The organism is Pedobacter sp. L105 (genome assembly GCF_009765875.1).
Taxonomy (GTDB): Bacteria; Bacteroidota; Bacteroidia; order Sphingobacteriales; family Sphingobacteriaceae; genus Pedobacter.
Map to the genome: position 1 here is coordinate 1 of NZ_LMUP01000003.1, position 17,197 is coordinate 17,197.

A 17,197-nucleotide genomic window follows, 5' to 3' on the forward strand; every position below is an offset into this window, starting at 1 on the left:
TGTGTAACAGATCCACCATCAGGATTTGCTCCCGGAGGCAGCACAAAGGCAATATTACCCAGGTCATCATATACGTAATAGGTGGATAACATTTGAAGTATAGCAGATGAGGCAGTATAATTGAAAGTCCGTTGAAGCACAACCTGCCCTTCCATATTTTTATATTCTTCTGTGGTACCACCTCTGCCGGTAGCAGACAGGTTTTCATTTCTGGTTACCGTAACAGAGAGCTGGCCGGTATTGTAATAGTTGGAAGTTCCATTACCTATTTTCAGTGCCAGTACACCTGCATTGTTTACTGCTTTGTAAAGCACAGCCATCCTGCTGTTAGCGGTATCTGTAAATGCGGTCAAATTATTCGAAGTATAAGCAACTCGTATGGTATGCCCTGCTGTAACAGTTAAACCCGTAGTACCGGTTAATTGCCAGGCATCTCCAGAAGCACCCTGCTCAGTTAGCCTGTTTAATGGAGAAGCCTCTAAAGCCGTAACCGAATATGGACTTAACATAGAAGTTACGCCTGTTGGTGTTTGTGGGCTTTTGTAAAAGCCAGACTGACTGGTAGTGCCGGTGCCCAAAGCATCTGCTTTATAACTCCCATCACTGGTACCCTGGTACGCATAAGAAAGAAATTTAGTAGTCTCCCTGCCAAAAGCGTCATAGGCAAAGGGCTGTACAATGTCTTTTTTTAAGGGTGAGCCCTTTACCTGAACCAATTGCAACCGGCGGCCTATACCATCCATATATTGCAGAGTTTCCATTACATCACAGGGACTATAACCGGTTGCTGTAGCAGAATAACCAGCATTTTTAGGCGTGTAAGTCATGATGTAGTTTTGGCTTGCTGTAGCTGCTGTAGCATACACTGGGCAATCTGTAACAGTTACCATCACAGTATTTGTAGTTGCAACCACGCTATTGCTGCTCACCTGCAACTGGTAATAAGTAGTGGTCTGCAGGTTAGGGACCATATAAGTTAAGCTGGTACCTGCTGTAGTCACACTGGCCCAGGTAGATCCGTCCGGAGAGTTGCGCCACTGATATGTATATATCCCGCTGCCGCCTGTAGGACTGCCGGGGCTTAAAGTACCCGGACTTGAACCTGGAAGGATACTGTAACTGGATGGACTGATCGCCCCTGCTACCAGTGGTGGCGCAGCGGTCACCGTAATGGTCACACTGTTACTGGTCACACTCACCCCGTTACTGGTAAAAACCACATGATAACCAGTAGTCACTGCAACTGCACCAGGGCTATAGGTTAAACTAGTGGCACCACTAATGTTGACCGCAGCACCACCTACCACATAACTTTGCCACTGGTAGGTATAACTGCCGTTTCCACCGGTTGGTGGAACAGCCGTTAGTTGGGTAGCGGTAGCACCGGCAACAATAGTCTGATTCCCGCTTACTGCGCCATAAACCAGTTGCGGGTACACGGTTATAATCACCGTCGCACTGTTTACAATTACTTCGTTACTCGTCGAAATCAGACGGTAGGAAGTGGTAGCAGTTAGTGCCGCAGGTGCATAGCTGATAACTGTTGCCCCAGAAATATTGGTCCACACACCAGATACCAGGCTCTGCCATTGGTAGGCATAGGTTCCACTACCACCTATTGGTAGCGCCGATACGAGTACAGCAGGCGTTGTACCATAATTAATGGTTTGATTACCTGGTGTAATAGCACCGGCAAAAAATTTCGGATAAACAGTGATGATTGCAGTTGTGCTATTTACGCTAACACCGTTACTGGTAAATACCAAGCGATAAGAGGTGCTGGCAGTTAATGCAGCAGTCGAATAGGTTATAGCATTAGCTCCAGAAATATTGGTCCAGGTGCTCCCTATTAAACTTTGCCATTGGTAACTATAAGTACCGTTACCGCCTGTTGGCACTACAGCAGTTAGTATAGCCGGTATAGTTCCGTAATTAATGGTTTGACTTCCTGTAGTTAGCGCACCTGCAACCAGCTGCGGGTAAACAGTAATTGGAACTGTATTACTTGTTACACTAACGCCATTACTACTGGCAACCAAATGGTAAGATGCAGTAGCTGTTAATGCACCTGGAGAAAAGGTGATAGCGTTAGCTCCTGCAACATTTGTCCAGGTGCTGCTTACAAGGCTTTGCCATTGATACGTATAGGTACCAGTGCCTCCGGTTGGAGTTGTTGAAGTAATTGCACCAGCTGTAGCCCCATAGTTTATATTTTGGCTGGTAGAGCTAACCGTTCCCGAAACTAATAGCGGGTATACATTTACAGTAGCTGAGCTGATCACATTTACAGTACTGCTGGTAGAGGAAACTAAACGGTAATAAGTGGTAGTGGTTAATAATGGGGTAGCATATACCAGTGCATTGGCTCCTAAAATATTTGAAAAGTTCATACCATCTGTTCCACTGGTCCATTGGTAAGTATAAACACCTCCACCTCCTGTCGGAGCAGTTGCAGTTAGGGTGATACCCGTATTATAATTAATATTAGGATACATTGGAGATATAACCCCTGCTGTCAGTGGAGTATATACATTGATCACTGATGTTGGCCCGGTTACACTTACGCCATTACTGGTAGAAATAAGATGGTAATACGTATTTGCAGTAAGGCTTGCGCTGGAAGTAGTTAGCGACATCGCACCACTGATATTATTCCAGTTTGTACCGTCAGATGAAATTTGCCATTGATAGCTATAAATACCGTTACCGCCGGTTGCTGCCAGGGAAGTAATAACCACCCCGGAAGTATTATAATTAACATTTTGTAAAGAAGGGGTCACTGTTCCTGGAACCAGCTGAGGATAAACAGTAACTGTTGATGTTGCACTGGTTACACTTACACCATTACTGGTTGAAACCAAATGATAAGAAGTTGTAGTGGTAAGGGTGGGCGTGGTATAACTAATCCCTGTAGCTCCGGAAATATTGGCAAATGGATTGGCACCAACTGAACTTTGCCATTGATAACTATAGACTCCGCTCCCTCCAGTTGGTGTATTACCAGTAAGTGTTGCGGTTGCATTGTTATTAATCGCTTGATTTGCACTGATTGTACCTGACACCAGCACGGAATAAACTGAAATTGTGATCACATTACTTACTACACTTACTCCATTACTGGTAGATATGAGCTGGTAGGCAGTTGTAGTAGTTAAGGCACCCGGAGAACAAATTAGTGTTTGTGCACCGGAAATATTTGTCATCGCCCCACCCCCAACTGATTGTTGCCATTGGTAGGTATATGTGCCATTACCCCCGGTTGCGGCCGTTCCGTTTATGACAACAGCAGTTGACCCATTATTTATCGTCTGCGCGCCTGTAACTGTACCAGTAGTCAACAGAGGATAAACATTTACTGTAGCTGTTGCACCCGTTGTACTGATGCCGTTACTCGTAGAAATAAGATGATAATAGGCTACTGAAGTTTGAGCAGGCGGACTGTAACTTAATGCGTTTGCACCAGAAATACTACTCCAGTTACTGGCATCGGGGGAACTTTGCCATTGATACGTATATATGCCATTACCACCGGTAGCTGCAGCAGAGGCTATTGCAGTGCCAGCTGTGCCATAATTGATGGACTGGGTTACAGGGCTAACCGTACCTGCAACTACCGGGGGATAAATTGAGACTGTGGCAGTACCACTGGTTACGTTTACTCCGTTACTGGTTGATATTAGATGATAAGAAGAAGTTGCACTTAATGCTCCGGGTGCATAACTTAAAGCCGTAGCACCCGAAATATTAGACCAGGTTCCACCACTTAAAATTTGCCATTGGTAAGAATATACGCCACTCCCTCCGGTAGCCGCCGATGCCGTCAAAGTAGCTGCGGTAGCACCATTGTTTATCGTCTGGCTAACCGGGGTAATACTACCGGAAACCAATAAAGGATAAACAGTTACGTAAGCTGAACTGGTTCCGGTAGAACTTCCGCTGCTCGATATTAGACGAAAATAAGTATTGGCAGTTAATGCTGCACTCGTGTAACTTAAGGATGTGGCTCCGGTAATATTTGTAAAATTAATACCATCTGTTCCGCTCGTCCATTGATAAGTATAATTACCACCACCGCCAGTTGCCGCAGCAGCCGTTAAAGTTGCTGTAGTGTTATAATTAATAGATTGGGTGGAAGGATTAATGCTTCCTCCGGCTACCGGAGTTAAAACATTTACAGTAGCTACACCACTAGTAGCAGTTAGACCACCACTGGTAACTACCACATGGTAGTACATGGTACTGCCAAGCACAGTAAGGCTACAGGTTAAACCGGTAGCTCCTGAAATAGGGGTCCAGGTACTAGAATTTGGCGAACTTTCCCATTGGTAGGCAAATGTTCCATTACCACCCGTAGCTACTGCAGAGGTAAGCGTACCTACAATACTGTTGTAATTAACGGTCTGAGTTGCCGGAGAGATTGCACCAGGATAAATAGTAGTGGTGGGTGGAACTACAGAAGCCGTTAAACCAACCGCATCTGTTGATCCGGAGGAGTTTACTGCAGAACAATTGATATTTACACTTCCGGTATAGGTAGCAGTCCAGTGAACAGTTGCTGTTGCACCAGATTGAGTGATAGTGCCAGCAGAAGTAGGAGAAATCGTCCAGTTATAACTTGTAGCGCCGCTAGACGCCGTTACGGTATAAGTAGAAGTAGCCGTCCCCTTAGGAATGACTGTAGGACCTGTAACATTTCCAGGCCTTCCGGGAAGGGCCGCTGCAACATTGGTGACTAGTCCTTTTGCTTTAACAGAAGATGTAGTATCAGCACTTTGTGCCTTAACTTGAATTACCAATAAAAGCAGACCGATAATAACCAGGTAAATGCTTTTAAAAAAAAGCGCAGCTGTTCTTAAATAGCTTAAAAGTAAGTATTCTTTGAGAGTCATATGATTGATAATGAAGCGTTATTTCTTGAACATTTTACTACGGTAATAGCGGCTATAGATAAGTATTTATTGGCCTTGATAATGGTAACTTAGGTGCTTAACGATATTCTTGTCTTTATCACGGGTATTCATTAACCGTTGCAAGCCATCATATTCATAATGGGTACTATTTCCCTTTTCATCAGCAGCACTGGTTATCCCGATTAGTGGATCATAAGTGTATGATAACATTTGAGCGGTTGCCGGGTACAATCTTAAATCATCTAGTAAGAGTCCGCTGGTACCGCTTACAGTAACCGTTGTTTGCCCGGTTAGTGTTAATTGATGTTCATAATAATGCCAGCCGTTATTATCTGTGTTGCCTGCTATAACAGGTGCTATACCGTTTACGGCAAGTGCTCCGCTTGCCCAGTAAGATATAATGTATGTACCTGCAGGCATGCTACAGGTAACACTACCAGAGCCTATGCTGTAAATTGCAGTTCCAGAATGCACCGTAAGCGTTGAAGTAACCGCCGTTGTATTTATACCTGCACTTGCAAAGTTCCAGTTACCAGAGCTGGTTATCCCATCTTCAAATCCGGTGTAAGCTATTTGGGAAGAAAGTGCATTCTTGATCTCAGCTATTGGGTATTGCTGATTGTAACCCCAAATGAAGGATTCTTGCGGACCGGCAGTTTGATGGTAGGAAATCAGGTTTCCTGAGGTATTGTAATTATCGTAATTCATTTTACTAACCAGGTAAGTATTTGGCTGACCTGTGTAAGTACTATATGGTACACCGCTTGTAAAAAAACCCGAAAATGTTTTTCCCATCTGTGTAGTATTACCTAAGGTTTTGAATACTGCTTTGTGCACAGAGGTCATGTATTCCGTTCCTGAAATATGATCTGCTAAGGTTCCATCTACTTCAACTGGTATGATCTGATTATTCTGCTGCATTATTAGCAATGCTTTTACAGAATCAACTGCAGAGGAAAACTGGTTATTGTAGCAATTGGCATAAGATGTTAAACCTTGGTTATAGGTGTTAACTGCCGCAGCAACTGCAGATCTGTATGACGACTTTAGGGTGCCGTACTGATTGTATAAACTAATCATTGTGGCATCATTCAGGCTATAGTTTTTACCAGCAATACAGGCACTATAATCTGAACCGCCTGTATTCCCCTGGGCCAGGCAACTCCCCAAAATGCCCCATCTTCTAAAAACATCTCCAATCCATTGATTGTAAATAGGCAAAGACTGCGCATCAAAAGTGGTCTTTAAACTGGCAATTGTAGATTTTAAAGTAGCCAGGTAGCTGGCAGGAGAATTACAGGCATCTAATGGATAATCTGTAGTATAAACGATTCTCTCTATCGCTTTGTCTAAATTACTTTTGATGGTTTCAGTTCTGGTGAGCATTAAATGGCCTGCATTTTCATAGAAGTAATTGGTCTGCGAGCTGGTTGGACTTGCACCATTTAAATCATATTCTGTAGTTAAAGTACTTGTTAAAGCATTGCGATAATTGATTTGGCCGATTAATGAGACATGGTAAGTGTTCCCATTCCATATTTCGGGCCCATTGATCATGCCATCAAACTCTCTTTTATCAATTGATGATGCTGAATAATTGGGTAATCCCGCTGCCATAGGCTTAAAGTCATCCCAGCTGTAAAGACGGTTAACGGTAAATGTGAGTGTAGTATCTTGTAAGGCGGGGAAAAGATCTGCATAGGTGTTTTGAACATCCTTAATCAGCGTAAAAGTACTGCCTGTACCTTTATACGTTCTCTGTTCGAGCAATTGATTCCGTCTCCACGAATTATTTATCCTTACATAGGAGAAGGTGCTTGTAGAATCATCTTTGGACTGGTTAAAATCATAAACTATTTTTCCGGTTGAATTACCGTTTTGATCATCCTGGTATTCTTCTACTTCCTTATAGGCCAGAGAACCGTCAGAGGCACCAGCCATAGAAATGGTGAAATTCTCCGTGTAATTTTGCACATAAGGAAGCAAAATAGGGCTATAACTATATTGCCAGCTTCCAAAGGGTAATTGGTACTTTAAAAAAGTATAACCTTGCCCTGCACTACTAAAGTCCCCGGTAAAAATTCCGGATACGTAATAAGGCAATTTATAATTATACCGCTTGGTGGTTAAAACAGTATTATTAATATCTCTGTTAATCACCCGCTTTACCCGCAGCCCCCCGGTAAGGACCAGGTCTGAATGCGGGGTGCTGACCACACTGAGCAGACCGGCATGTGAAAGCGTAGCTTCCATATGGTATATGGGTGTCTGGGTACCGGTACCCGGACTGGGAAAATAAAAATGATAATTGTGTCCGGCAATCAGACTAACTGATGCAAAGCTGGAATAAGGTAATGCCGGTGTTCCCGATGACCCTAAAAAGGAGACGTAGGTACCAGGACTACCACTGGTAATATCATAGATATATACCTGTGGCAAATTTTGCAGGCAGTTACTGCTACACCCACTGGTAATGGAAAGCTGCAGATTGGCCTGTATGGTTTGGCTTGCAGTAAAGGTTTGATCGGTAGAGGTAGAATTATATAAACCTATAGTAGATAAATGATAAGATTGAAAGGTACTGTCACTGGTATTGTAATTTCTGGTAGTCTGATTAGGCTCAAACTGAAATTCAGTTGATCCGCCTACAGGATATTGAATACTTTTTATCGTACCGGCAATCAGCCTGGTAGAATCCGGGACCCGACTGGAAGATGTGCCTATTGGATTGGAGATAATGAGATCTGTATTTGCTTTACCATTCCAGTACCCCCAGAAATCCTGGCCATATTCTCCTAAATAGGCAATTTGACCAGTGTTTTGATATGTGTTATACGTGAAATTATAAGGTGGGTTAGAAACACTTGTACCATCTGGATTGATACCTTCTTCTGTGATTTGATCTAGCCGCAGCCGTCTGCTCAATGTACTATCTCCGGTACCGACAAGAATTTGCGATGCGGTCATATTGGAAGTAAAATAAGACTGGTTCATGTTTAGCCGCTTCAGTTCTTTAAACTGGCCTGCTTTGGACTGATAGATCCTGATCCTTGTTAATCTGAAGGTGCCTCTGTCTAGACGACTGCTGTATTCAAATACTACTTTTCCATTTTTAAAATCAATCTCCGATAAGTTAATATTATTTGTAGTAGCAGTAGATTGTGAAGTGTTACTTGTTGGTGATTTGAAAACGCCGCCGTATGCACTTTGAGAGTAATACATATTAGTACTTTTAGCCAGGTAATTGGATATGTTACTAGCATTATATTGACTGGCATATTTAAAATAAATTGTATCTGTAAGATCTGCAGATATCATTTCTGTTAAATACCAGGCGGTTACATTTGTCCCGGTTTCTGAAGCTGAAGTATAACCAACCAGATGACCTGACTGATCCATATAATTATTAGCTGATGTAGTGAGGGTATGTGAGGTTTCTGTCGCTGCACTATTGTCTTTTACCGACCTGCCAAATACATAGGCCATCCCGTCTGTATCATGGATCACAAAACTATCTCCGCTGCTACCATTAAGCTCAGTGTACTGTATTTTTAGCGGAGAGTAAGGTATAGTTGTAAAACTAGCTGCAAGGGAAGAATCTACTGTATTTCTTAAAATAAACTTTCCGCTTTTACCCTTAAAGTTAAAAAAGAAGTCGTCCGGCTGCCCGTCATATTTTTGCACACCACTCTGGGTGGGTGCCATAGAAAGCCGCCCGTAATAATAACGCTGCTCATCATTCATAGAATCTAAATTCGCCGGACTAGTACTTAATTCCGGACTGGCATGAGCACCTTTTACCACTACTTTATGTTTATAACCATTGGGATCAAAATCTGGCAGATCATTGATTTGACGTGTAATGGCGCCGCCTGCATTTAAAGTCCATCCTAATCCTGTTGTGGTTGCCTGCTCATGCACCTTAATTCCATTGGCATGGTAGCTAAGGCTAATAGGAAGAGACATTTTGGGCGTTTTAATTTCATACAATGGGATTGAAATACCAGGTGTTCCATTGGTATAGGAGATTGGGTAAGTACCATAAGTCCCTAAGGCCATAGCGTTAGCTGATGGCAGATTTGGAAAGGGTAAGGTAACACCGGGTACCGGAACCTGTGCGAAACTTTTTAAACCGGACATGACCAGTAAAAAAATAAGTATAGCGGTGTTTTTTACGATGAACGAATAAAGTCCAAAGAGTTGCAATTTTAAAGCTACGAACGTTGTTTCTGTAGAAACAATGTCTTCATTTTTCATCATGATTTTAAGATAAAATCACCTTCAGACAAGATCACAAATCAAGAACACAATAGCAGTTGTTGAGAGGCGCGTTATATACTTTGTTAATTAAAAATAAACATAGTATTTATTTATTAGAAATAAAAGTTTTTTTATTTTTAATAAATAAATACTGATAAAATCAATCATAATAATGAAAAACAATATTTAAAAAACAGAAAAAAATATATATCATAATAAGATACAAATACTAAGAATACTCCTGTTAAATTTTAAACAGAACCATTCTAGGAGCCTGTCGGACTTGATTGTCTAATCTTAATTTAAGCAACTCAGGAAGAGGATTTTTGAATTATGAATCACCGTTAAGAAATTACTGTTCCGTTATTTGATATGAACGGAACAGTAAAAATATCTAGTGTAGTTAGTCCTGCTCATAATATTGCCTATTTATATTACAGTCAGTAACGAAGCCCTGTTAATTTTAAATTAAACATTCTTTTTAAATTATAGGCACTGCATATCATCAACGATTCATTATTGGTTTGCTGTTCCCCTCTAAGTAAAAATCGCCTAAAGCCCAGTACTTTCTTAATAATCCCAAAAACCGGTTCAACAATTTGTTTCCTTTTCTTATAAATCTCTCTTCCCTGATCCGTTTTCAGGCGCTCGGTCATTTTTCCTTTTACGTTCACAGCGGTGTTTGCTGGTGCTGCCTTGCCTAGGTGATTTTCCAGGAAACTGTGTTCATCTTCCTCTGCATTAGGACAAACAATAGGTTCCAGACCAAGTCCCTGAGCTTTAATCACATTCGATTCGCTATAATAGCCACTATCTGCTACTGCTATTTTGATGGTACCCGGTTCAACCGGGACAGCATTGATGGCAGGAATAATTTCTTGCTTTTCGTTGCCATGGTTTAAACCAAGTTCAGTAGCTAAATACTCCTGTTTAATCCCTCTGATTTCTCGAATACCACTAACCTTTCTGCCAATGTGCATTTTGCTAGATTTTGCAGGTATTTCCATGTAGATAAATAGAATTATTTTTACGATAGCAAAGAAGCACTATCAATTTCAGATAATACGAACTAATCTCTTGCCTGCTTCCTCTTACCATACCTTTTACTGGATTCCATTTATTTTCTTCAATGGAACATTTAACGGAGATTTCAATACGCTTGCTATTAACAGTAATACGGGCGTAAATAGGGGGCTTGCCTGCTTGCGTGGCTTTCTGTTTTTTTAGGTAAAATGGTACTCCGAAGGTGTTGCTTGCTGTTTTCATATGTAAATCTTTTAACTGTTTCAAAAGCATCATTTGACCGGATTTGCATTGGGTTAGATAAAAGGGGCACCTGATGATTAAAAAATCAGGCAATAAACCAGTGCAAAACAGGTCAAAATTAATCAATTAATCATTTGAATATCAATAAGTTATTAAGATTTTGGTGACTCAAACGTAAGAAATAAAAATGGGTAACCGAATAGGTCTCATTTTCCTTGCATTTGTCTGAACCGATTGGATTGAAATAAAACAAAAAACCCCTTAAATCGTTGATTTTAAGGGGTTTCGGTGCTTATTAGCACTGTTTGTGTCGGGGTGGCAGGATTCGAACCTACGACCTCCTGCTCCCAAAGCAGGCGCGATACCGGGCTACGCTACACCCCGAAAAATGGTATCACCTTTTATTTCCTTCTTGCGAAAGGTCTGCGGTTTTGCAGAGGCCAAATTTTCAGATCCTACCGATCTTTCTGATTTGGTGTGGGACAAAGGTAAGGAAACTGATGACATTTTCATTATGTCTAATTAATAAAGTGCCGTAAAATTGTTAATGCCTTGCTTTTCAAGTAGAATAATTTTAGAAGGAGTCATTTCTCTGTCTCAATTCATCATTTAAAGATGATTAGGACTGTCTTTTAATAGAATTTTCATAACGATAAAAACCCTTCCAAAACGGAAGGGTTTCTTGTGTTAAAAAAAAGATTTAATGCTAAATATTAAATCTAATCAATTGATATATAGATTATTGTGAATGATTTTATTCATTTGGTATGGTGATTGGCAATAGCCATTAAAATTACAGCCATGATGATAATACTTTTTGTTGCCCTCCTGATCCTGATATGGGTCGTTTACAAATCAATCGACTGGTTCGAAAAAATCTAAAAATATGATCGCATTATTTATTGTTGCCATCGCAGTATTCATTTATATGATTTACGTGCTGATTAAACCGGAAAAATTTTAATTAAAAGCTATGAACACTGAATTATTTGGAATTGTTGCTACTTACCTGCTAACGCTGGTGATCGCTATTCCTTTAGGTAAATATCTCGCGAAGGTATTCGCCGGAGAGAAAGTCTGGACAGACTTCCTGAAACCCATTGAATCGGGAATCTACAAACTTTCGGGTATAAACCCCAAAGAGCAAATGAACTGGAAGCAGCATATGAAAGCTTTGCTTACCATTAACCTGGTGTGGCTTGTTTATGGTTTTGTGATCTTAATTACCCAGGATAAACTGCCGCTTAATCCTGATGGTAATCCTGCGATGACACCAGATCTGGCTTTTAACACCGTTATCAGTTTCGTAGCCAACTGTAACCTGCAGCATTACTCAGGTGAAAGTGGCGTTTCTTATTTTACACAGCACTTTGTATTTATGTTTCTTCAGTTTACAAGTGCTGCCACTGGTATTGCTGCTGCGATTGTTTTCTTTAAAGCTTTCAGGGATAAAACTGTTACCAGCCTGGGTAACTTCTGGGAATTCTTTATCAAAGCCATCACCAGGTTATTATTGCCTCTTTCTATAATCATGGCGTTAGTCCTTGCCTTTTCGGGTACGCCTACAAGTTACGAAGGAAAAGATCAGTTTATCTCTTTACAAGGTGATACAGTACATGTATCCAGGGGCCCTGCTGCTGGTTTTATTGCCATTAAACATATAGGTACAAATGGTGGTGGATGGTTTGGTGCTAACTCCGCACACCCTTTGGAAAACCCGTCTTACTTTACAAATTCAGTAGAACTGATTGCACAGGTGATTATCCCTATAGCGATGGTAATTGCCTTCGGTGTATTTATCAGGCGCAGAAAATTAGCCTGGATGATATTTGGTGTAATGACCATTGGGATGTTCCTCTTATTGATCCCTACTGTTAGCAGTGAGCTGGGGGGGAATTCCGCGATTGCAAAAATGGGCGTTTCTCAGTTATCTGGTGCGATGGAAGGTAAGGAGGTGAGGTTCGGGCCCGCGATTTCTGCTTACTGGAGTACAGTGACAACGATTATTTCTACAGGTTCTGTGGATAGTATGCACGATAGTACCATGCCTTTAACAGGTATGTGGCAGTTATTGGGTATGATGATCAACGCCTTCTTTGGTGGTTGCGGCGTGGGAATCCTGAACTACTTCATCTATCTCATCATTGCAGTGTTTATCTCTGGTTTAATGGTTGGACGTACACCAGAATTTCTGGGCCACAAAGTAGAAGCAAGGGAGATCAAAATTGCGGCAATCATTACCTTGCTGAGCCCTTTCTTAATTCTTGTTGGTACGGCTATGGCAAGCTTCGTTTTTACAACTCATGGAAATGCAGCCTGGGCAGTGCAGCCGAAAACCTGGTTAAATAATCCCGGTTTCCACGGTTTCTCTGAAATGTTATATGAAATGACTTCCTCCAATGCAAACAATGGTTCTGGCTTTGAAGGTTTGGGTGATAACAACGTCTTCTGGAATGTATCTACTGGAATAGTGATTTTCCTGGGAAGGTTCCTGCCGATCATTGGGCCAATAGCCATCGCTGGTTTATTGGGCGCTAAAAAATATATCCCTGAATCAGCGGGTACCTTAAAACCAGATACATTGACTTTCAGTCTGATGACCTTTGCCGTGATCCTGGTGCTCAATGCCCTTTCTTATTTCCCTGCCCTGGCCCTTGGCCCGCTGGCAGAATATTTTACCCTGATTAAATAGATCATCTCATGAAGTCTTCTAATAAATTATTTGAACCTGCTTTAATGCAGACCGCCATAAAGGAATCGTTTATCAAACTCGACCCGCGGGTAATGGTACGCAACCCGGTGATGTTTACCGTTGAAGTAGGCACCATTGTAATGGGCTTTGTAACTGTTTATTCTTTTAGCCATACCGGCCAGGGATCACCTGTCTACAACTTCTTTATCTTTTTAATCCTGCTCTTAACGGTATTGTTTGCGAACTTTGCCGAGGCAATTGCCGAAGCAAGGGGTAAAGCGCAGGCCGATAGTTTACGGAAAACACGGGAAGAAACCCCTGCAAAGTTAATCCTTGAAAATGGCGCTATTGAAATGCGCTCATCCAGCCAGCTGAAAAAAGGAGACGTTTTCTTCTGTGAGGCTGGTGATACCATTCCTACAGATGGGGAGATCATTCAGGGGATAGCCACTATTGATGAATCGGCCATTACAGGAGAGTCTGCTCCCGTGATCAGGGAATCTGGTGGTGATAAATCATCCGTAACAGGTGGTACTAAAGTATTATCCGATGAAATCAAAGTGATGGTCAGCACAGAACCAGGAGAAAGTTTTCTGGATAAAATGATCGCTTTGGTAGAAGGTGCTTCCCGTCAGAAAACGCCAAATGAAATTGCATTAACTATTCTGCTCGCCAGTTTTACACTGGTATTTATCATTGTCTGCGTAACGCTTAAACCTTTCGCAGATTATGCAAATACGCCTATTACTATTGCTGCACTGATTTCCCTTTTCGTCTGTTTGATTCCTACTACTATCGGCGGTTTATTATCTGCCATCGGGATTGCGGGAATGGATCGTGCCCTGCGTGCAAATGTGATCACCAAATCGGGGAAAGCGGTAGAAACTGCCGGTGATATTGATGTGTTATTGCTGGATAAAACAGGTACCATTACTATCGGAAACCGTAAAGCAACCCATTTTTATCCAACCTCAGAAGTGGACGAAAAGATCTTTGTCAATGCCTGTGTATTGAGTTCGCTAGCGGATGAAACGCCGGAAGGTAAATCAATCATTGAACTGGCTACAGCAAATGATAGTTTTGCTTTGCCTTCCACACCTGACGGGGCACAATTCATCAAGTTTACTGCAGAAACCAGGGCAAGCGGAATAGATACACCAGATGGTAAACGCATCCGCAAAGGAGCCTTTGATTCGATCCGTAATATGGTGGTGAAGGCAGGAAATGTCTTTCCGCAGGATATTGAAACAGCAGTAAAAAGGATTGCCTCCAATGGCGGAACGCCCTTAGTAGTTGCTGAAAATGAAAAAGCCCTTGGTGTAATAGAGTTACAGGATATCATTAAACCTGGTATCAGCGAGCGTTTCGACCGCCTGCGTAAAATGGGGGTAAAGACGGTAATGGTGACCGGAGATAATCCTTTAACCGCCAAATTTATTGCCGATAAAGCCGGTGTAGATGATTTTATTGCTGAGGCAACACCTTTGGATAAGATGAACTATATCAAGGAAGAGCAGGCACTGGGTAAACTGGTTGCCATGATGGGCGACGGTACAAATGATGCCCCGGCACTGGCACAGGCCGATGTAGGCGTAGCCATGAACAGTGGTACACAAGCGGCAAAAGAAGCAGGGAATATGGTCGACCTGGATAATGACCCGACTAAACTAATAGAAATTGTGGAGATCGGTAAACAACTGCTGATTACCCGTGGCACGCTGACTACCTTTTCTATCGCCAACGATGTGGCTAAATATTTTGCCATTGTGCCGGCTCTGTTTATTGCATCGATCCCTGCCTTGCAGAGTCTCAATATTATGGGCCTGCACAGTCCGGAAAGTGCAATTATGTCGGCAGTTATTTTTAATGCCATCATCATCCCGATACTGATCCCGCTAGCCCTGAAAGGTGTGGCTTACAAACCCATTGGGGCAAGTGCACTGCTGCGCAGGAATTTACTGATCTATGGTTTAGGTGGTGTGATCGCACCTTTTATAGGGATCAAACTGATTGATTTACTGGTTGGGTTATTCGTTTAAAAATAGAAATTATGAAAAAGTACATTTTACAGTCCCTGCGTCTTACTGCAGTTTTATTGGTGCTGTTATGCGTGATATATCCTGTGTTTGTTGCCTTTGCAGGAAAGTTTTCCAAAGGTAATGGTGGTGGTGAAAAGATCATTAGAAATGGTCAGGTTGTAGGTTATGCGCTCTTAGGCCAGTCATTTACTAAACCGCAATACTTCTGGGGCAGGCCTTCCGGAGTAGGTTATAAGGCCGATGCTTCCGCAGGCTCGAACAGAGGGCCATCGAACCCGGATTACCTGAAAGAAGTAAACGGCAGGATAGATAGCCTGCTCAAATATCACCCTTACCTGAAGCGTTCAAATATCCCGGCTGATATGGTAACTGCTTCCGGGAGTGGGTTAGATCCTGATATTTCTAAGGAAGGAGCAGCGATGCAGGTTAAAAGGGTAGCCGCCTATAGGAAACTGGATGAAAAAACGGTAGCTGATCTGGTCAAAAAAGCTACAAAAGACCCTTTCTTAGGTCTTTTTGGTCCTTCATCAGTAAATGTGCTGGAATTGAATTTAGCGCTGGACGATTTAAAAAAATAACGAACGGCCGGGTGAATAGCCCGGCTTTAAATTAAAGGAAATGGAAACGTTTTTAGAGATTTTGATAACGGCAATTTTAACATTTACAGTAGGTTTTTTATGTGTCAGGTATAAACCCAATACAAAACGTCGACAGCAAAACTTTAAAATACACCGACCAAAAGATAAGCATGTCGCCCATGCTGATTCCCGCAATCATTCTGTTAAATTTATACTGCTATTTTTGATGGGAATGATCTTTATTTCCAGCGTGTTTTATTTAGTGCAACAAGGATATGTGATCATCAAATGGTAAGCAAAGCTGATCTTATTTTGGAAAAGGAAAATGAACAGTCGGTTAGTCAGTTTATTGAACTGGTAAAGAAATCCCGTCGCGGTAAGTTTAAAGTCTATATCGGGATGAGTGCCGGGGTGGGTAAAACATACCGTATGCTGCAGGAAGCGCATGCGCTGATGAAAAACAGTATTGATATCCGTATAGGTTATGTGGAAACACATAACCGTGAGGAAACGCATGCACTTTTAGCAGGCATTCCATTTATTCCCCGTCGTAAGTTATTTTACAAAGGGAAGGAAATGGAAGAGATGGATGTACAGGCCATAGTAAGCAGAAACCCGGAAGTGGTTATTGTTGATGAGCTGGCACATTCCAATATTGAAGGAAGCAAGAATACCAAACGCTGGCAGGATGTAATGGATATTCTGGACGCCGGGATCAGCGTCATCTCAGCCGTGAACATTCAGCACCTCGAAAGTATGAATGAGGAGATCGAAGAAATTACAGGTATCCCGATCACGGAAAGGATACCTGATAAGGTGCTGGATATGGCCGATGAAATTGTGAACATAGATTTAACAGCTGATGAATTGATTGACCGTTTAAAGGCCGGAAAGATATACGACCAATCGAAGATCGCCACAGCTTTAGGGAATTTCTTCCAGCCGGAACGTATTTTACAGTTGCGCGAACTCGCATTGAAAGAAGTAGCCCATTATGTAGAAAGAAAAATAAACATAGAGATTCCAAAACAGATTAAATTAAGGCCGGAACGTTTTATGGCTTGTATCTCTACCAATAGTGTAACGGCTAAAATTGTGATCAGGAAAACCGCCAGGCTCGCTTCCTACTATCGCTCTCCCTGGATGGTCTTATATGTGCAGAATACAAATGAAAGTAGTGACAGGATTAAGCTAGATTTACAGCGTCACCTGATCAACAATTTTAAACTGGCTACAGAATTAGGGGCTGAAGTGATTAAAGTAAAAAGCAATGAGATAACGAAGACCATTATCCGCATTGCACAAGAGAAAGATATAACAACGATATGCATGGGCAAACCTCATTTGAACCTTTTTCAGGTGATCATGAGGACTCCTGTTTTTAATGAGCTGCTGAGGAATATCTCAGAAACGGAAATTGATTTGGTTATCCTGTCTTAAAAGAAGAATAGG

At 41.9% G+C, this 17,197-nt stretch carries 10 protein-coding genes and 1 tRNA gene; 6 read left to right on the forward strand and 5 right to left on the reverse strand.

Features of this window, described 5'->3' with window-relative positions:
• The 5 genes from GSQ84_RS04460 to GSQ84_RS04480 form a co-directional block, all read right to left on the reverse strand.
• A partial coding sequence (locus tag GSQ84_RS04460; protein WP_254070780.1) for a DUF6443 domain-containing protein occupies positions 1-4,889 on the reverse strand: 4,889 nt, incomplete at its 3' end.
• A gap of 66 nt (positions 4,890-4,955) precedes the next feature.
• Positions 4,956-9,170, reverse strand: a complete 4,215-nt coding sequence (locus GSQ84_RS04465) for a hypothetical protein (protein ID WP_158796070.1) — start codon at positions 9,168-9,170, stop codon at positions 4,956-4,958.
• Positions 9,171-9,610: 440 nt separating this feature from the next.
• The gene (locus GSQ84_RS04470) at positions 9,611-10,177 is read right to left on the reverse strand and encodes a transposase (RefSeq protein ID WP_158796071.1); all 567 of its coding nucleotides are present in this window, start codon (positions 10,175-10,177) and stop codon (positions 9,611-9,613) included.
• On the reverse strand, positions 10,155-10,436 hold the full coding sequence (locus GSQ84_RS04475; protein ID WP_158796072.1) for an Arm DNA-binding domain-containing protein: 282 nt from the start codon (positions 10,434-10,436) through the stop codon (positions 10,155-10,157). The genes GSQ84_RS04470 and GSQ84_RS04475 overlap by 23 nt, the downstream gene beginning before the upstream one ends.
• A gap of 310 nt (positions 10,437-10,746) precedes the next feature.
• Positions 10,747-10,820 (reverse strand) — tRNA-Pro (locus GSQ84_RS04480).
• A 502-nt stretch (positions 10,821-11,322) separates the two neighbouring features.
• Here GSQ84_RS04480 and GSQ84_RS28330 point away from each other — a divergent pair.
• From GSQ84_RS28330 to GSQ84_RS04510, 6 genes are read left to right on the forward strand one after another with little or no spacing between them, the layout of a single operon-like run.
• On the forward strand, positions 11,323-11,400 hold the full coding sequence (locus GSQ84_RS28330; protein WP_158796196.1) for a potassium-transporting ATPase subunit F: 78 nt from the start codon (positions 11,323-11,325) through the stop codon (positions 11,398-11,400).
• Positions 11,401-11,409: 9 nt separating this feature from the next.
• Positions 11,410-13,128, forward strand: coding sequence for a potassium-transporting ATPase subunit KdpA (kdpA, locus tag GSQ84_RS04490; protein WP_158796073.1), 1,719 nt, complete (start codon positions 11,410-11,412; stop codon positions 13,126-13,128).
• An 8-nt stretch (positions 13,129-13,136) separates the two neighbouring features.
• Positions 13,137-15,167, forward strand: a complete 2,031-nt coding sequence (gene kdpB, locus GSQ84_RS04495) for a potassium-transporting ATPase subunit KdpB (protein WP_158796074.1) — start codon at positions 13,137-13,139, stop codon at positions 15,165-15,167.
• A gap of 11 nt (positions 15,168-15,178) precedes the next feature.
• On the forward strand, positions 15,179-15,745 hold the full coding sequence (gene kdpC / locus GSQ84_RS04500; protein ID WP_158796075.1) for a potassium-transporting ATPase subunit KdpC: 567 nt from the start codon (positions 15,179-15,181) through the stop codon (positions 15,743-15,745).
• Between the two features lie 40 nt (positions 15,746-15,785).
• Complete coding sequence (locus GSQ84_RS04505) at positions 15,786-16,040, forward strand: hypothetical protein (RefSeq protein WP_158796076.1); 255 nt, start codon at positions 15,786-15,788, stop codon at positions 16,038-16,040.
• Positions 16,041-16,057: 17 nt separating this feature from the next.
• On the forward strand, positions 16,058-17,185 hold the full coding sequence (locus GSQ84_RS04510; RefSeq protein ID WP_254070781.1) for a sensor protein KdpD: 1,128 nt from the start codon (positions 16,058-16,060) through the stop codon (positions 17,183-17,185).
• The last annotated feature ends 12 nt before the right edge of the window (positions 17,186-17,197 follow it).

Coding starts and splice junctions, on each gene's coding strand:
- kdpA (WP_158796073.1), top strand. CDS start 11,410: ATGAACACTGAATTATTTGGAATTGTTGCTACTTACCTGCTAACGCTG.
- GSQ84_RS04470 (WP_158796071.1), bottom strand. CDS start 10,177: ATGGAAATACCTGCAAAATCTAGCAAAATGCACATTGGCAGAAAGGTT.
- GSQ84_RS04465 (WP_158796070.1), bottom strand. CDS start 9,170: ATGATGAAAAATGAAGACATTGTTTCTACAGAAACAACGTTCGTAGCT.
- GSQ84_RS04475 (WP_158796072.1), bottom strand. CDS start 10,436: ATGAAAACAGCAAGCAACACCTTCGGAGTACCATTTTACCTAAAAAAA.
- kdpC (WP_158796075.1), top strand. CDS start 15,179: ATGAAAAAGTACATTTTACAGTCCCTGCGTCTTACTGCAGTTTTATTG.
- GSQ84_RS04505 (WP_158796076.1), top strand. CDS start 15,786: ATGGAAACGTTTTTAGAGATTTTGATAACGGCAATTTTAACATTTACA.
- GSQ84_RS28330 (WP_158796196.1), top strand. CDS start 11,323: ATGATCGCATTATTTATTGTTGCCATCGCAGTATTCATTTATATGATT.
- kdpB (WP_158796074.1), top strand. CDS start 13,137: ATGAAGTCTTCTAATAAATTATTTGAACCTGCTTTAATGCAGACCGCC.